The organism is Acidobacteriota bacterium (assembly GCA_012729555.1).
GTDB lineage: Bacteria > Acidobacteriota > UBA6911 > UBA6911 > UBA6911 > UBA6911.
The window spans coordinates 1-15,930 of sequence record JAAYCX010000035.1 but is presented as its reverse complement, the minus strand read 5'-3'; the positions used below and the strand labels follow the sequence as shown (position 1 = coordinate 15,930).

The 15,930-nt window shown below is 67.6% G+C and carries 16 protein-coding genes and 1 tRNA gene; 8 read left to right on the top strand and 9 right to left on the bottom strand.

Annotated features, from left to right (window positions below):
* The 3 genes from GXY47_07575 to GXY47_07565 all read right to left on the bottom strand — a co-directional run.
* Positions 1-906: threonine--tRNA ligase (locus tag GXY47_07575; protein ID NLV31003.1), on the bottom strand; the 906-nt coding region annotated here is incomplete at its 3' end.
* Positions 907-1,032: 126 nt separating this feature from the next.
* A tRNA-Val gene (locus GXY47_07570) sits at positions 1,033-1,107 on the bottom strand.
* Between the two features lie 58 nt (positions 1,108-1,165).
* The gene (locus GXY47_07565) at positions 1,166-2,404 is read right to left on the bottom strand and encodes a PDZ domain-containing protein (GenBank protein ID NLV31002.1); all 1,239 of its coding nucleotides are present in this window, start codon (positions 2,402-2,404) and stop codon (positions 1,166-1,168) included.
* A 112-nt stretch (positions 2,405-2,516) separates the two neighbouring features.
* Here GXY47_07565 and ruvX point away from each other — a divergent pair, with 112 nt between their 5' ends.
* Both ruvX and mltG read left to right on the top strand, forming a co-directional pair.
* Entirely contained in the window at positions 2,517-2,936 is a 420-nt protein-coding gene (gene ruvX / locus GXY47_07560; protein ID NLV31001.1) for a Holliday junction resolvase RuvX, read from the top strand.
* A 1-nt stretch (position 2,937) separates the two neighbouring features.
* On the top strand, positions 2,938-3,969 hold the full coding sequence (gene mltG / locus GXY47_07555) for an endolytic transglycosylase MltG (protein NLV31000.1): 1,032 nt from the start codon (positions 2,938-2,940) through the stop codon (positions 3,967-3,969).
* Between the two features lie 2 nt (positions 3,970-3,971).
* Here mltG and GXY47_07550 read toward each other — a convergent pair whose 3' ends face one another.
* Positions 3,972-4,361, bottom strand: coding sequence for a hypothetical protein (locus GXY47_07550; protein NLV30999.1), 390 nt, complete (start codon positions 4,359-4,361; stop codon positions 3,972-3,974).
* Positions 4,362-4,386: 25 nt separating this feature from the next.
* Positions 4,387-4,965 carry a porin family protein gene (locus GXY47_07545; GenBank protein NLV30998.1) on the bottom strand — a complete coding sequence of 193 codons (579 nt, stop codon included), beginning with the start codon at positions 4,963-4,965 and terminating at the stop codon, positions 4,387-4,389.
* Between the two features lie 144 nt (positions 4,966-5,109).
* Here GXY47_07545 and GXY47_07540 point away from each other — a divergent pair, with 144 nt between their 5' ends.
* Genes GXY47_07540 through GXY47_07525 form a run of 4 tightly spaced genes read left to right on the top strand, consistent with a single transcriptional unit; the run spans position 5,110 to position 9,844 of the window.
* Positions 5,110-5,685: a hypothetical protein gene (locus GXY47_07540; protein ID NLV30997.1), complete on the top strand. Its 576-nt coding sequence runs from the start codon at positions 5,110-5,112 to the stop codon at positions 5,683-5,685.
* A 3-nt stretch (positions 5,686-5,688) separates the two neighbouring features.
* Positions 5,689-6,309 carry a hypothetical protein gene (locus tag GXY47_07535; protein ID NLV30996.1) on the top strand — a complete coding sequence of 207 codons (621 nt, stop codon included), beginning with the start codon at positions 5,689-5,691 and terminating at the stop codon, positions 6,307-6,309.
* Positions 6,309-8,072, top strand: coding sequence for an ABC transporter ATP-binding protein (locus GXY47_07530; GenBank protein NLV30995.1), 1,764 nt, complete (start codon positions 6,309-6,311; stop codon positions 8,070-8,072). Before GXY47_07535 ends, GXY47_07530 begins: the two co-directional genes overlap by 1 nt.
* On the top strand, positions 8,069-9,844 hold the full coding sequence (locus tag GXY47_07525) for an ABC transporter ATP-binding protein (GenBank protein NLV30994.1): 1,776 nt from the start codon (positions 8,069-8,071) through the stop codon (positions 9,842-9,844). Before GXY47_07530 ends, GXY47_07525 begins: the two co-directional genes overlap by 4 nt.
* 6 nt (positions 9,845-9,850) lie before the next feature.
* On the opposite strand, the gene bshB1 is transcribed toward GXY47_07525, so the two are convergent.
* The 4 genes from bshB1 to GXY47_07505 are packed head-to-tail and all read right to left on the bottom strand — an operon-like array spanning position 9,851 to position 13,714.
* Positions 9,851-10,558, bottom strand: coding sequence for a bacillithiol biosynthesis deacetylase BshB1 (gene bshB1 / locus GXY47_07520; GenBank protein NLV30993.1), 708 nt, complete (start codon positions 10,556-10,558; stop codon positions 9,851-9,853).
* 3 nt (positions 10,559-10,561) lie between these two features.
* Positions 10,562-11,647 (bottom strand): bacillithiol biosynthesis BshC, encoded by a 1,086-nt coding sequence (bshC, locus tag GXY47_07515; protein NLV30992.1) that lies wholly within the window; start codon positions 11,645-11,647, stop codon positions 10,562-10,564.
* Positions 11,634-12,134 carry a tRNA (adenosine(37)-N6)-threonylcarbamoyltransferase complex ATPase subunit type 1 TsaE gene (tsaE, locus tag GXY47_07510; GenBank protein NLV30991.1) on the bottom strand — a complete coding sequence of 167 codons (501 nt, stop codon included), beginning with the start codon at positions 12,132-12,134 and terminating at the stop codon, positions 11,634-11,636. Before tsaE ends, bshC begins: the two co-directional genes overlap by 14 nt.
* A complete protein-coding gene (locus tag GXY47_07505) occupies positions 12,131-13,714 on the bottom strand; it encodes an NAD(P)H-hydrate dehydratase (protein ID NLV30990.1) in 1,584 nt (527 codons plus the stop codon). Before GXY47_07505 ends, tsaE begins: the two co-directional genes overlap by 4 nt.
* Before the next feature lie 225 nt (positions 13,715-13,939).
* Here GXY47_07505 and GXY47_07500 point away from each other — a divergent pair, with 225 nt between their 5' ends.
* Both GXY47_07500 and GXY47_07495 read left to right on the top strand, forming a co-directional pair.
* Entirely contained in the window at positions 13,940-14,968 is a 1,029-nt protein-coding gene (locus GXY47_07500) for a M48 family metalloprotease (protein NLV30989.1), read from the top strand.
* A gap of 238 nt (positions 14,969-15,206) precedes the next feature.
* Positions 15,207-15,930: TolC family protein (locus GXY47_07495; protein ID NLV30988.1), on the top strand; the 724-nt coding region annotated here is incomplete at its 3' end.

Below are 15,930 nucleotides of genomic sequence, written 5' to 3'. Positions count from 1 at the left end.
GTAGCTGCGCATCTGCGTCTTGTAGATATGGATGTGCCCCGGGCAGTTCATCGGCTTGATGACGAACTCGTCCTCGTCGATGTTGAAGACGTACATGTTCTGCCGGTAGTAGTCGTAGTGCCCCGAGATCTTCCATAGGGTGTCCCGCGCCACGTGGGGGGTGGTGACGAATTCATACCCCCGCCGGTACAGCTCGCGGCGCAGGAATTCCTCGACGACCAGGCGCAGGCGCGTCCCCTTCGGGTGCCAGAAGGCGAGCCCGGGGCCCGCTTCCTCCGACATGCTGAACAGGTCGAATTCCTTCCCCAGCTTCCGGTGGTCCCTCTTCCTGGCCTCTTCGAGCTGCACGAGGTAGCTCTCGAGCTCCTCCGCGGTCAGAAACGCGGTCCCGTAGATCCGCTGCAGCTGCTGCCGGTGCTCGTCCCCCCTCCAGTAGGACCCGGCGACGCTGAGGAGCTTGAAGCTCCCCGGGCGGATCCCGGCGGTGGAGGCGAGGTGCGGACCGGTGCAGAAATCGACGAGGTCCCCCAGCCGGTAGCAGGAGAGGGTTTCGCCGGCCTTTTCCTCGATCAGCTCGACCTTGAGGTGCTCCCCGCGGGCGGCGAACTGTTCGATCGCCTCCCCCTTGGAGAGGAGCGAGGGTTCGAACTGCAGCGGCTCCGCGGCCAGGGTCTTCATTTCGGCTTCGATCCGGCCGAGGGTCTCCTCCGAAAAAGTTTCCGGGCACTCGAAGTCGTAATAGAAACCGTCGCTGATGGCGGGCCCGATCCCCAGGTGCGTCCCCGGAAAGAGACGGCAGACGGCGGCGGCCATCAGGTGCGACAGGCTGTGCCGGTAGACCTCGAGCGCCTCCGTCCCGGCGATTTCTTCCACTCTCCCGTCCGCGTATCTTGCTTTCAGCGACATATCCGACATCAACTTTCGTCCCGGTTTTCCGGGCCTGTCAAGGGGTTCACCATCGGAAGACTGGGCAGGAACTCACTCCGGATCCGACGCTCGGCCGCGGCCTTGCGGGCGCAGCCTGTGATTTTCTGGTAGGCGCGAGCGGATTTGAACCGCTGACCCCTTCCGTGTCAAGGAAGTGCTCTCCCCCTGAGCTACGCGCCTAAAAAATAAGGACTTAAACTACCAGATAGAGGGAAATAGTGTCAATCCCCTTTTCGGCCTAGGCTGCAATTTTTGCCGGAATATTTTCTCCGAGCAGGATTTCCAGCGCCTTTTCGAGCTGGATCTGTTCCACTTTCTCCTGAAGCCGCTGATATTTCCCGTCATCGTCCTCGTCGTAGTAGGATTCGACCGCCAGGTCCTGGCGCCTTTCGCTGTCCGGGGATTCGAGATCCGGTTCGATCCCCGTTTTGCGCGCGCCGTCATCCTGGATGATGGTGCCGCCCGGCGTGCAGTATTTGGCCGTGGAGAGAACGAGGAGCGCGCCGCTCTTCAGCGGGATCGTCTTCTGCTCCGACCCCAGGCCGAAGGAGCGCTCCCCCACGACGGTCGCCCTCCTGCCATCCTTCAGGGCGCCGGCGATGATTTCGGCCGCCCCGGCCGTGGAGCCGTTGATCAAAACCGCCGCCGGCAGGAGGGTGATCGTCTTCTCCGGGTCGGCCTCGACCACCAGTACCTTCTCCCCCTCCCGGTTGCGGCTGTAGTAGATGACGCCGTCGGAGAGAAAATAGTTGGCCACGGTCGCGCCGTTGGCCGCGCTCCCGTCGGCGCATCCCCTGAGGTCGAGCACGATCTTCCCGGCGCCGGCGGATATGAGGGTCTTCAGCTTGACCCTCGCCTGTTCGACCGCCTGATCCCGCAGGGATGCGATCTTGAGATAGCCCACGCCGCCGTCGAGCATTCGGGAGCCGACCGGGGACTCCGGCGGGGCCTCCAGCGCGAATTCCAGATCCCTGGGCTTGGTCCGGGAATCGCGGAAAAGGGTGATCGTGACCCGGGTCCCGGGTGCGCCGGAGAGGAGGCTGTCCACCTCGAGAAGGCTCTTGTGTTCCACCCCCTCCCCGTCGATGGCGATGACGTAATCCCCCCGATGCATCCCCGCCCGGGCCGCCGGCCCTTCCGGATCCAGCGAGACCACGTAGACCACGTCCGATTTCCGGGAAAGGACCACCCCGGCGCCCGCCGTGCCCAGGGCCCGCCGCCGCTCGAGGTCCTCGTACTGCTGCCGGGTGAGAAAGCCGCAGTAAGGGTCGAGCGCGTCCATCATGCCCCTCATCGCCCCTTCCTGGACCTCGTTCATGTCGGGAACCTCGACGTACTCGTCCCTTACCCGGTCGAGCACCTTCATGAACACCGACAGCTCCTTGTACGCCTCCTTGCCGAAAAAGGCGGCCGAAGCGCCGTAGAGCACGATCAGAAAGGACACCAGAAAAATCAGCAGCTTTCCCTTGTGAAACATGAAGCCTCCGAATTGGCCTGGATCAACCGATTGCATGATATAGCAATCGCCGCCCGGGATCAACGGCCGCCTCCCCGTTGACGGTGCCCCCTTCGTGTGCTCCAATTGGAGGGTGACCAACCGGGGACGCGTGCTGGCGGTGGACTACGGGGAAAAGAACGTGGGGCTGGCCTGCTCGGACGAGCTCGGCCTGACCGTCTCCCCCCTCCCCTCGCTCCCCAACCGGGGGAAACACGATTTCCTGCGCCGCATCGCGGCGGCGGTTTCCGGGCTCGGGGCCCGGGAGGTGGTGCTGGGGATGCCGCTCAACATGGACGGATCGAGCGGGGAGGCGGTGGACCGGATGGAAGGCGTCCTCCGCTCCCTCCGGCGAGCGGTCCCGGTCCCGGTCCATGCGGTCGACGAGCGGCTGTCCACCGTGGAGGCGCTGGAAACCTGGCGCGCGATGGCGCCGCGGCAGCGGAAGCGCTACCGCACGGTCGATTCTCTGGCCGCGGCCTTCATCCTGGAAAGACATCTCGAGGAAAGCTGATTTGAAACGCCTGCTCGCCGCCGCCACAGCCGCCGCGGGGCTCCTGGTCGTCGCGGGGCTCCTTTCCGGTCTCTGGGTCCATCTGCAGCTGACCACCCCGTACCTCGGCGCGCCCGGGGGGGAGGTCTACGTCGAGGTCCCCCGAGGCTCCGGCACGCGCGCGGTCGCCCGCCTGCTGGCCGGCCGCGGGGTTCTCCGCTCCCGGCTCCCCTTCCTCCTCTACCTCAGGTGGACCGGTTCGGAGGGCCGCATCCAGGCGGGGGAGTACCGGTTCGACCAGCCTGCCACCCCGCGCGAAATCGCGCGCCGGCTGACGACGGGAGACGTCTACTTCCGTTCGATCACCGTCCCCGAGGGGCTGACGGCGGAGGAGACCGCGGGACTGCTTGCGGAAAACGGCTTCGGGACGCTGCCCGAACTGCGCCGGGCGCTCCGGCGCACCGAGTGGGTGGGCGACCTGGCGCCGAAAGCCCGCAGCCTGGAAGGGTACCTCTACCCCGAAACCTACCGCTTCGACCGCGGCGCCGACGCCGAGGCCGTCATCCGGAAGATGACGGAACAGTTCCGGTCGGCCGTCTCCCGTACCCTCCGCGAGCACCCGCTCCCCGAAGGGTGGGACATCCCCCGGATCGTCACGCTGGCGTCGCTGATCGAAAAGGAGGTCAGGACGAGGGAGGAGGGGCCGATGGTCGCCTCCGTCCTGGTCAACCGCCTGGAGAGGGGAATGACGCTGGGGTGCGACGCCACGATCATTTACGCCATGAAGCTCGCGGGCAGTTGGGAGGGGCGGCTGGGGAAAGCGGACCTGCGCATGGACTCCCCCTACAATTCGTACCTGCACCGGGGGCTTCCGCCGGGGCCGATCTGCAACCCCGGGGCGTCATCGCTGGTGGCGGCGCTCCGGCCCGCCGCCACCGACTATCTTTACTACGTCTCCCGCAACGACGGGACCCACCAGTTCTCGCGCGATTACGCCGCCCACCGGGAGGCCGTCTACCGGTACCAGCAGGCGCCCTTCCGAAAAAGGAACTGAGCTCAGTCCCCGAGCGGCTCGCGGCGCCGCCGGAGCGCTTCCGGCAGTTCGGCCGATATTTTGCGGGCGAAGAGGAGGAACCCCTGCAGCGTACTCCCGGTCCCCCACAGCCGGGCCGTTTCGGCGTCCAGGGGCTCGTCCTCGTTCATGTCGAGCATGTGCAGCAGATGTTCCGGCTGCGAACGGTTGAGGGGGCAATCGAGATCGAGGCAGTGGTCCCCCTGCCGGCAGAACTCCTCCTCCACGTCCACGTGGCGTGCGAACGCCCTCCGAACCGGGTCCCGGCCGATGTACAGGTGCCGGACCCGGCCGGAGTATCCGCAGACGGCGGCCGAAAATTCCTGCCCCGCCCCAAGCGCGTAATCGATCCATTCGGTTTCATATCTGGGCATGCGGTCTCCCCGGGAGCGCGAAGGGTCAGAACCGGAGGGTCAACCCGGTGGTGAGGACCAGGCCCGAATCCCATTTCTCCCGGGTATCGAGGTCGGTCAGGTTGGGCAGACCGGTCAGGACATGCGAGAGGTCCAGGTTGATCCCGGCGTGCTTGTGCATCCAGATGTGGGCCCCCGCGCCGTAGGCGGCGCTGAACTTGGTATCCCCGAGACTCCCCTGTCCGGTGTCGATGCTGAAGCGGGAGAAGCCGAGCCCCCCCTTGGCGTACAGCCTCACCGGCCCGTATTCCTTCGTCTGGTAGCGGACCCCCTGCTGGTTGTTGATCATGCGGACGCGCAACCCGGCGTTCTCGGCGGAACCGAAAAAGGAGAACTGCGTCCACATGGCGAACCAGGGGGCCATGTTCTGCGCAATCGAAAAGCCTCCCCCCCCGAGGCTGCGCGGCGCGAGATCGTATTCTTCCAGGCCGACGGTGTAACTGAAATCGCGGTATTGCTGGTAAAAGCCGGTGATTTCCGTCTCCCCCTCGGCGTTAGCCGCGGCGGGACAGAGCAGGAACCCCGCCGCAAGCACGCTCACCAGGATCATCGGACAATGTCTCATTTTGCCTCCGTCATGGGAATATGACTCTATGTACCATGGTTCCGCCCCGGTCACAAGCGGCCGGATGTTGACTTCCGCCGGGGGGGGTGCTACGATTTTTGCGTGTTACCAGAATTGCCACTTAATCAGCAGGTTAGAAAGATTTTGCGCGGGCCTTTCCTGAGGCTCCTGTTCCTGGTCTGCCTGGTTCCCCCCCTCTGGGCCCAGCCGGAAAGACCCAGCCTGCCCGACCCGGTCAAATTCCTGAACACATTCGGCCAGGTGGCCAACATGACGCGCGCCGTGCTCGAGGAGATGGGGTATGCCATCGAACGGGACGACCGGAAAGAGGGGAAAATCACCACGCGCCCCTACGAGTTCATCACCGGGTCCCTCACCGCCAGCGAGGTGGACAAGGTCGCCGTCCGGCAGGACACCCTGACCGGGAACTGGATCAAGGCGCGGCAGGTGATCGAAACCGTGCTGGAAATCGTCTCCCCCAACGAGACCATGGTCACGGTGCACGCCAACGTCTCCGCCCTCAACCGCGATGTCGACGGCACGGAGGAGTGGGTGCCGCTCGATTCCCGCGGGACCCTCGAGCGGCGGGTCCTGGGCCGGATCAGCGTCAAACTGATGGGGAACGACGACGGCGTCAGGGAAAGAAAGGGCTTCTGGGGGCAGAAACCTCAGCCGGTCGATCCCCGCCGGCCCAGGCTCCCCATCGATCCGGCCAGGTAAACCTTGAACCCAGACCCCGTTCCCCTGAACCTGTTCGGCGCCGTGCTCTTCGCCATCGGGGTGCTGGGCACGGCCGCCATCTTCTTTTTGTCCTACAGGAGGAAGCGGCGCGGGACGGGCGCCCCCGCCCCCCCGCTGTTCGCACTGCCGGGAAACGCGCCCGGGGTCTGGGCCGACCTCGCCCGGGCCCTGCTCCTGCTCGCCGGCGTCGCCGCGGCCGCGGCCCTTCTTCTGGTGCTCCTCCCCGACAGGACGTTTGATTCCATGACGCGCGCGCTCCACTCCCGGCATGCGGGGGGCGCCGCGGAGAGGATCGCCCTTCTCTACCTGGGAGATGCGCCGGGAGACGAGACCTTCCGGATCCGGGCCGTGGTGAGGAACATCTCCGCGGACCCGATCGAGGGCCTGGACGCCGCGGTCCGCCTCTATGCCCGTGACGGGAGCCTCACGGAAACCGTCATCGCCCGGATGGACCGGGAGACGGTCGGGCCCGGGGAACTCGCGCGGCTGGAAGTGGCGCTCGTCGGCGGCCGGCCCCAGGTCGGCGCCTATTCGGTCGAGTTCAAGCTGCGCGGCGGGGAGGCGCTCGCCTACAGGGACATGCGCAGACCGGCCGCACGCTGATGGCGCGGTCCCGATACCCGCTCCTGGTCCTGGGCCCCTATCTCGGCCGCTACCGCCGGAGGCTCCTCGTCGGCGCCCTCATGGTCCTGCTGACGGTCGTCGCCGGAATGCTGTCCCCCTGGGTGCTGAAGTACGTGGTCGACGGCCTGCGTCCATCGGTCGATCGCGGCAGGCTCCTCACCTATGCGGGCCTCATCGTGGCCATTTCCCTGGTCGAGGGTTTTTTCCGCTTCTGGATGCGCAGGATCCTGATCGGCGTCAGCCGGCAGGTCGAATACGACCTGCGCAACGATTTCCTGGCCCACGTGCAGAGGATGTCCCTTTCCTTTCTGCACTCCCGCAGCACGGGTGACATCATGTCACGCGCGACCAATGATCTCGGCGCCGTGCGGATGGTGCTCGGCCCGGGGATCATGTACTCCATGCACACGGTCATGCTCCTGGTGATCAGCACCGCCATCCTGGTGAACCTGAACTGGAGGCTGACCCTGCTGGCCTACGTGCCGCTGGCGCTGGTATCGATCTCGGTCAGGCAGTTCGGCCGGCGGATACACGACCGGTTCGAGGAGATCCAGGAGCAGTTTTCCGCCATGAGCACCCGCACGCAGGAGAACCTCGCCGGCATCCGCGTTGTCAAGGCCTTCGCGCGCGAAGAGTCCGAAATCCGCTCCTTCGAACTCCTCAATCGCGACTACGTCCGGCGCAACGTGTCCCTGATCCGCCTCTGGGGCGTCCTCTACCCGCTGATGACGGCGCTGATCGGGCTCTCCTCGGTCGCGGTGCTCTGGCTCGGGGGGCGGCACGTCATCCACGGGCGGCTGACCCTGGGCGAATTCGTGGCCTTCATGGGATACCTGTCGCTGCTCGCCTGGCCGACGATCGCCATCGGGCGGGTGATCAACATCTTCGAGCGCGGCTCGGCCTCGATGCGGAGGATCCTGGAGATCCTCGAAACCCCTCCCGGCATCCGGGACCTCGAGGGCGCCGCCGAACCTCCCGGCGCCTCCGGCGCCCTCGAGATCCGCAACCTCACCTTCAGCTACCCCGCTTCCCCCCGCCCGGCGCTCCGGGACGTCTCCATTTCCGTGCCGGCCGGGATGACGCTCGCGATCGTGGGGCGCACCGGGAGCGGCAAATCGACGCTGGTGAACCTCATCCCGCGCCTGTACGACCCGCCCCCCGGGACCGTTTTCGTCGACGGCCGGGACGTGCGCGCCTGGCCCCTGCGCGCCCTGCGGCGCCGGATCGGCTGCGTGCCCCAGGAGACCTTCCTCTTTTCCGACACCGTCGCGGAGAACATCGCCTTCGGGACCGACGGGGCCGGCGAGGAGGAGATCCTCGCGGCCGCCCGGGTTTCCCAGGTCGCCGGGGACATCGAATCGTTCACCCGGGGAATGCAGACCTTCGTCGGCGAACGCGGGATCACCCTCTCCGGGGGGCAGAAGCAGCGGGTGGCCATCAGCCGGGCCGTGCTCTGTTCCCCCGCGATCCTCGTCTTCGACGATTCCCTCTCCAGCGTCGATACCTACACCGAGGAGAGGATCCTGCGGGAACTCGCCGGGGTCATGAAAAACCGGACGACGCTCCTGGTCTCGCACCGCGTCTCCACCGTGCAGCGCGCCGACGAGATCGTGGTGCTCGAGGAGGGGGCGGTGGCCGAACGGGGGACCCACGAGGAGCTGCTGCGGCTCGGGGGTCTCTACGCCGAACTCTATCGCAAACAGCTTCTGGAAGACGAACTCTCGGAACTCCAGGGATCATGACGCAGGAAGAACAGGTACTGGGGAAGGCGTACGACGCGAAACTGATGCGGAGGCTCCTCGGCTATATCGGACCGTACCGCCGGAGCGCGCTGGCGGCCGTCGTCTGCCTGATCCTGGGGTCCGGCTTCTCCATCGTCCAGCCCTACCTGACCAAGATGGCCATCGACCGCTCGATCCAGAGCGGCGACGTCCGCTCCCTCACCGGCATCGCCGCCCTCTACGCGGCGACCATCGTCCTGGTTTTCGCCCTGAGCTTCGCCCAGACCCTGCTGATCAACCTGATGGGGCAGAAGATCATGCGGGACCTGCGCATGGAGATCTTCCGCCACCTGCAGAAACTGGAGTCGGCGTTTTTCGACCGAAACCCGGTCGGCCGCCTGATGACGCGGGTGACCACCGACGTGGACGCGCTCAACGAGCTGTTCACCTCCGGGGTCCTCTCGGTCTTCGACGATATCTTCACGCTGGCGGGCATCCTGGTCTTCCTTTTCGTGCTCCACTACAAGCTGGCGCTGGGCATCCTCTGCATCCTCCCCCTGCTCCTGGCGGTCACGCTCCTGTTCAAGATCAAGGTGCGCGATTCCTACCGCCGCGTGCGCACGGCCATCGCCCGCATCAACACGTTCCTCCAGGAAAACATCACCGGCGCCGCCGTCGTCCAGGTCTTCGGGCGGGAGGAGAAGCAGTACCGGCGCTTCACCGCCGTCAACCGCGACCACCTCGACGCCAACCTCCAGTCCATCTTCTACTACGCCCTGTTTCTCCCCCTCCTGGAGGTCGTCGGCGCGCTGGCCGTCGCCCTGATCGTCTGGTACGGCGGGCACCAGGTGCTTTCCGGCGCGCTGACGCTGGGGACGCTGGTGGCCTTCATCCAGTATTCCGACCGCTTCTTCCGGCCGATATCGGACCTGAGCGAAAAATACACCATCCTGCAGGCGGCCATGGCCTCGTCGGAGCGGATCTTCAGACTGCTCGACACCCCCCCCGCGATCGTTTCGCCCGCGCGCCCCGCGGCGCGGGCCGTGACCCGGGGAAAGATCGAGTTCCGGGACGTGGGCTTCGCCTATCACCCGGGGGAGCCGGTGCTCCGGGGGGTCTCCTTCGTCGTCGAGCCGGGCGAACAGGTCGCCGTCGTCGGGGCCACCGGGGCGGGCAAATCGACCCTCGTCTCCCTCCTCAACCGCTCCTACGACGTCGGCGAGGGGACCCTTCTCGTCGACGACGTCGATGTCCGGGACCACGACCTGGCGGCCCTGCGCCGCTCGATAGGGATCGTGCTCCAGGACGTCTTCCTCTTTTCGGGCAGCGTCATGGAAAACATCCGGCTGGGGAACCGCTCCATCACCGGCCGCGACGCCGTCCGGGCCGCCCGGGCCGTCCATGCCGACCCCTTCATCCGGCGCCTGGACGAGGGGTACGACTCCCGCCTCGGGGAACGGGGCGCCTCGCTTTCGGTCGGGCAGAAGCAGCTCCTCTCCTTCGCCCGCGCCCTCGCCTACGACCCGAGAATCCTGGTCCTGGACGAGGCCACCTCCAGCATCGACACGGGGACGGAACTGCTGATCCGGGACGCGCTCCGCACCCTCATGGCGGGCCGGACCTCGATCGTCATCGCCCACCGCCTCTCCACCGTGCAAAGCGCCGACCGCATCCTCGTGCTGCACCACGGGAGGCTGTGCGAGACCGGCACCCACCAGGAGCTGCTCCAGCGCCGGGGCATCTACTGGAAGCTCTACCAGCTGCAGTACCGCGACCAGTCCCCCGGCGCGTGACCCCGGCTACGGGGCGAAGTGGGCGACGGGGTCGCTGATTTCGAGCGCCTCCCCGATATGGAACGCCTCCGCCCTCCTCTTCCCGACAAGGGTGCCGTACCAGGCGTGGATGCTGTCCACGCGCTCCAGGAAATCGGGCTGGCTCAGGTAGGTGGCCGGTTCGCGGCTCGCGGGGTCGTACAGCTGCGAGCGGTGGGCGGCGATGGCGGCCTCCCGGCGCCCGACCCAGTCTCCGACGTCGACGACGAAGCTGGGCGCCACGTTCCACGGGAGCTTGAAGAAGAGGAGGACGGGCGGCCGGTAGCGCTCCTGCCCGGTCCGGATCCTGGCCAGCCCGGAGTGGTGCACCGCCTCGGCCACGAGCCGGCCGGTGTGCACGTGATCCGGGTGCCGGTCCTCCCGGTAGTGGGTGGCGACGATCCGGGGGCGGTACTTGCGCAGCACCCGGATCACGGAGAGGCGCGCGGCGTCCGTGACCGTGATCCGGCCGTCGGGAAGGCCCAGGTTTTCCCTGACCGCCAGGCCGAGGATCCTGGCCGCTTCCCGGGCTTCCCGCCCGCGCACCGCGGCGGTTCCCCGCGTCCCCAGTTCCCCGCGCGACATGTCCACCACCCCCGTGGCGTACCCGAGGTCGGAAAGTTTGGCCAGCGTCCCCCCGATGAAGAGCTCCGCATCGTCCGGATGCGCGCCGAAAGCAAGGAAGTCCAGTTGCATGGTTCAGTCCATTTCGATCAGTTGATGTTCGGGGCTCAGGATATCGAGCCGCTCCCGCAGCCGGCCGAGCCCCGCGGGCGAGAAGCGGAGCGGGATCCAGACGCCGCCGAACACCTCCTCCTGCGGCCTCCCGCCCGGAGCCAGCGAATGGCACGCCCGGCGCACCCGCCGCCGCGCCGCCGCCTCCTTCACCGCGACCGCCCCGAGGCATTGCCGCCGCACCTTGTCCAGCTGGTAGACGATCCTCCCCCGGCAGGCGTCCCGGAACTTCAAAAACCTCTCACCCGCGCCCCCCTGCGCGCCCGGGCCGGAGAGGACCCGGAGCACCTCCCCGCGCAGCTCCTCGAGCCGCCCGGGGACCGGCGTGCGCATCCGCCCGAGGACGGCGCCCACGGCCGCCTCCTCCCCGGCGAAAAGATCGCCCGGAACCAGGCCGTAACGCTCCAGGGTTCTGCGGCTGCGCCCGTCGAGGAGGGTGGCGCTCACCCGGGGCCAGAGGACGGGCCCCTTCCCCCCCGGCCGCCCGGAGTCCGCACGCCCCGCGATGTCCTCGAACCCGACCACCTCCACGACCGCCGGCAGCGCCGCGGCCGCCGGCGCTTCCAGGACGACGGCGTTCTCCTCCCCCAGCAGGCGCCCGAGCAGAAGCCCCGGCAGGCGCGCGCCCTCCCGGGGCGGGGGCACGCGGAGGAGATCGGCCAGCAGCCCGAGGTCGGCGGGGTCGACCTCCCGGATCACGCCCCGGGAATCGACCAGGCGCGGCGCCGGCCCGGACGCGGCGCCGGGAGGGTCGGGACGCAACCCGATCACGGCCGTCGCCCGCCGCCCGCGCGCGGAGAGCTCCGAGGCCACCCCGACCGCGGTCAGGCACTTCAACCATTCCGACAGCGCGCCGCCCAGGGGGCCCGTGCGGACGTGGGCCACCACGGCCAGCGTCCCTCCGGGCAGGGGCCGGCCGCCGGACGCCCCGGGCATACGCTCCGCCATCCGCCCGAACCGCTCCGGGTCGAAGGGATCCCCGGATGCCCGGAATCGGCGCACGAAGTCGGTCCAGGCCCGGGGGATCCCGGGCACCTCATCCAATCTCATCCGCCCCACGCCTTCCGCGGCGCCTCCGTTTCCCCGACCGGGGAACGCGCACCCGCAGCAGCCGGGCGTCCCCTCCCCGGTCCTCGATGTCCACCTCCACCGCCCCGGGGAAGCCGCCCGACAACCGTTCGCTCCATTCCACCACGGTGACCCCGTCGCACCCGATGAAATCGCCGATCCCGATGGAGTAGATGTCCCTCGCGCCCTCGAGACGGTACAGGTCCACGTGGTAGACGCTGCAGCGCCCTTCGTAGATATGGACCAGGGTATAGGAAGGGCTGCTGACCTCGTCCGGATCCCGGACCCCCAGTTCCCGGGCGATCCCGCGGGTCAGCGTCGTCTTCCCCATCCCGAGGCCTCCGCGCAGCAGCACGACCCCGGGCAGTTCCAGGTTCCGGGCGATCCCGGCACCGATGCGCAAGGTGTCTTCGGGGGACCGGCTGACATATTCCCTGACGACGGGGCCGGCCTTGCCGTGGTCCCTCATCGCCCGAGCACCCTCCCGAACGCCCCGGGGAGGGCGGAGAGCAGGTCGGTGGCTACCAGCGACTCCATCCCCTTCTCCTCCGCCGCCAGGTCCCCGGCCAGGCCATGGAGGTAGACCGCGGCCGCAATCCAGGGGGCGGCATCCCCGGCCCCGGGGAGGGCGAGGTGCCAGGCGGCGGCGAACCGTCCGATCATCCCCGCCAGGATATCTCCCGTCCCGCCCGTGGCCATCCCCGGGTTGCCCGTGGGGTTCAAAAAAAGCTCCCCGCCGGGGGCGGCGACCACGGTCTGGAATCCCTTGAGAACGACGTGGCATCGGTGGGCGCACGCGTACCGCCGCGCCGCTGCGAGGCGGTCCCGCTGGACTTCGGCGACGGTGGCCCCCCCGAGGCGCGCCATCTCGCCGGGGTGCGGGGTCAGGATGACGGGCTGATCGTTCCGGTTGCGGGGCGGCGTTTCGGACAGCGCGAAGGCGTTGATCCCGTCCGCGTCGAGCACCACCGGGACCGGAGAGCGCTCCGTCAGTTCCAGGGCCAGCCGCCGGGCCCCGGGTTCGGTCGATATCCCCGGGCCAAGGACCAGGGCGTCCGCGTCGACGAGGCGCGCGAGCACGCGCTCCAGACCGGAGGGATCGAAGGTCCCCGCGGAGGTTTCCGGCAGGGGCTCCGTCATCAGCTCCGGAAACCGGCCGGCGGCCCCCGGGAGCGTCCCTTCGGGCAGCCACAGCGTGACCAGCCCGGCCCCCGCGCGCAGCGCGCCCAGGCCCGCCATCAGCGCGGCCCCGATCTTGCCCCGGGACCCCGCCACGATATGGGCATGCCCGAACGATCCCTTGTGCCCCTCGCGCGGGCGGGCGGGAAGGACCCGGCGTACCAGTTCCTCGCCCACCAGGTCGAGGAGGTAGTCCGGATGGTCGAAAAGGGAGGGAGGCGAACCGATCGGGGCCACGACCACGCGGCCGGCCAGGTCGGCCGCCGGCGGGAGGACCAGCGCGGGCTTCAGGGCGGAAAAGGTCACCGTCAGCCTGGCCCGGACGGCCGGGCCGGGAATCTCCCCGCGATCGGCCATCAGCCCCGAGGGGATGTCGACGGAGGCCACGAACGCGTGGGCCGCCGCCCGGTCGATCCACTCAAGGACGGGCCCGTAATCGGCCCCGATCGGCTTGGACAGGCCGGTCCCGAACAGGGCGTCCACGATGATGTCGGGGAGCGGGCCCTTTTCGAGTGCGGCCGCAGCCTCCGACGGCGCCGGGAAGGAGTCGATCGGGAGGCCCATCGCCCGTACGATCTCGTAGTTCACCAGGGCGTCCCCCCGGAGCGCGGCGGGATCGGCCGTCAGGGCGATCCGGGGGCTCGCCCCGGCAAGCGCCAGGTGGCGCGCGACGACGAAACCGTCCCCGCCGTTGTTCCCCCGGCCGCACAGCACCCGGATACGCTTCCGGGCGATCCCGGGAACGGATCGCGCGAGCTCCTCGCAGAAGGAGCGTCCGGCGTTTTCCATCAGCAGGATGGAGGGGACGTGAAACCGTTCCGAGGTGAGCCGGTCCACCTCCCCCATCTGCGCCGCAGTCAGGATCTTCATACCTGCCCCTCCCGCCGCAACGGGATCCGGGCGCCGCGGGACGCCCCCGGAGGGAGGGCCCGGTTGACCCCCGTCGCAAAAGATCTTACTATTTAAATGTTGAAACTCCGGCGGATCCGTGACGTCTATAGGTATGGATGCCCCTCCAGGCCCGGCCGCGGGGACCGCACAGGGTAGGATAACGGGCCCGGTCACAGAAAACAACCGCCCCCAGCGGAGGATTTTATGAAAAACATGTTTCCGAAATTATCCGCGCTGTTTCTGGCCGCGGCCATCCTTTCGTCGCCGGCCGCCTGGGCCAGGAAGCACGAAAACGTCGAAGAGATCGGAAACCGGGACGTCACGGGGCGCGTGTGGAATGTTTTCCCCAACTGGGTCTCGCTCGAAAAGGAGATCGAGCTGGGCAAACAGGTGGCAGACGAGTTCGAGCAGACCGCCCGGATGGTCGAAGACCCCGTCATCAGCGAGTATGTCGACCGGATCGGGCAGAACATCGTCAAGCACTCCGACGCCAAGCTCCCCTTCTACATCAAGGTCGTGGACACCGACGAGGTGAACGCCTTCGCCTTTCCCGGCGGGTTTTTCTACATCAACAAGGGCCTCCTCCTGGCGACCGGGAACGAGTCGGAACTGGCCGGGGTGATGGCCCACGAGATCTCGCACGTCACCGCGAGGCACGCGACGGTGCGCATGTCCAAGGCCCAGTACCTGCAGCTTGCGGCCATTCCCGCCCTTTTCGTCGGGGGCTACTGGGCGCAGATGGGGATTCAGAACGCCCTGGGCCTGGGGCTCAACCTCGAGCTGATGGGGATCACGCGGGAATCGGAGCGCGAAGCGGACCAGCTGGGGATCCAGTATCTCTGGAACGCGGGTTACGATCCGAACGGGTTCGTCTCCTTTTTCGAGAAACTGCAGCGGGAGGAAAAATCGGAGCCCGGCCGCCTGGCCGGCTGGTTCCGCACCCACCCCTCCACGGACGACCGGATCGTGGCCGCCCTGGACGAACAGCGCTACCTCCCCGAAAAGGACGCCTACATCGTGGACACCTCCGAATTCCAGCGGATCCAGAACCGCCTCCGGTCGATAGACAACGCCCAGAAGGCCGAGGAGGCGGGGGAAGCCCCGGAACAGAAACGCCCCACCCTCAAGCGCCGGACCGAGCAGGGGGAGGACCCCTCCGCCGGCACCGGGGAGGGGGAGGAGTCCCCCGGCAGGAGCCGCCCGACCCTGAAGCGGGCGTCCGATCCGCAGTAGGGGAAACGCCACCGGATGCCGGCGGCCGCCCGGGCCGCCGGCAAATCCGCCGCCCACGGTGAAATCCCTTTCATTCTACCCCGTATGCTGTTAAATAGGAACATTCCGCGCGCACAAGTTTTCGTCAAACGGCAGGTATTTGAAACAGTTTTTGCCGTCCGGTCGTATTGATAGCTGTTAACCCTGGTGCATCGTGCGGGAAAGGCAGGAAAGCCATTATTTTTCGAAGGAGTCCGGTATGAAAGTATGTTCCGCTGCGGCAAAGCGCGCCCTTTCCATCCTGGGCATGCTGGCCCTGGTTCTGGCATCCACCACACTTTCTTCCCCCGGCGTCATCGCCCAGGAGCCGGCTTCCCCGGCCGGTGAAGCCTCGACGGGTTCCGGTGCGGACGAGCTTCCCCCCCTCCCCCTGAGCCCGATCGAAACCGCCCAGAGGGACGGCACGGCGCTTCCGCTCTCGCTGAAGGACCTGACCAAGCTGGCGCTCGAGCAGAACCTCGATATCGCCATCTCGGACACGAACGAGCAGCTGCGCCAGCAGGCGATTCTGCAGCAGCACGGCAGTTACGACCCGCAGCTGACGGCCCAGGTCGGGTTCAACTCCAGAAAGAACGCCAACACCACCCAGTACGACCGTTCCACGGAATCGTTCAACAAGAACGACAACGCCTCCTGGAACTTCACCTTCCGGCAGCCGGTCAAGACGGGGGGCACCCTGCAGGCGACCTGGAACTCGAGCCGGTCGGAGAGCAACAGTACCGCCATGGTGTTCAACCCCAACTACCAGAGCTCCTGGAGCGTGCAGTTCTCCCAGCCCCTGTGGCGCAACCTGCGGATCGATTCCAACCGCGCCAACCTCAAGCTGGCCAACCTCGACCTGACCCTGACCGACAGCGAGTTCAAGCAGAAGGTCACCGACACGATCTCCAACATCCAGACCGCCTACTGGGACCTGGTGAGCG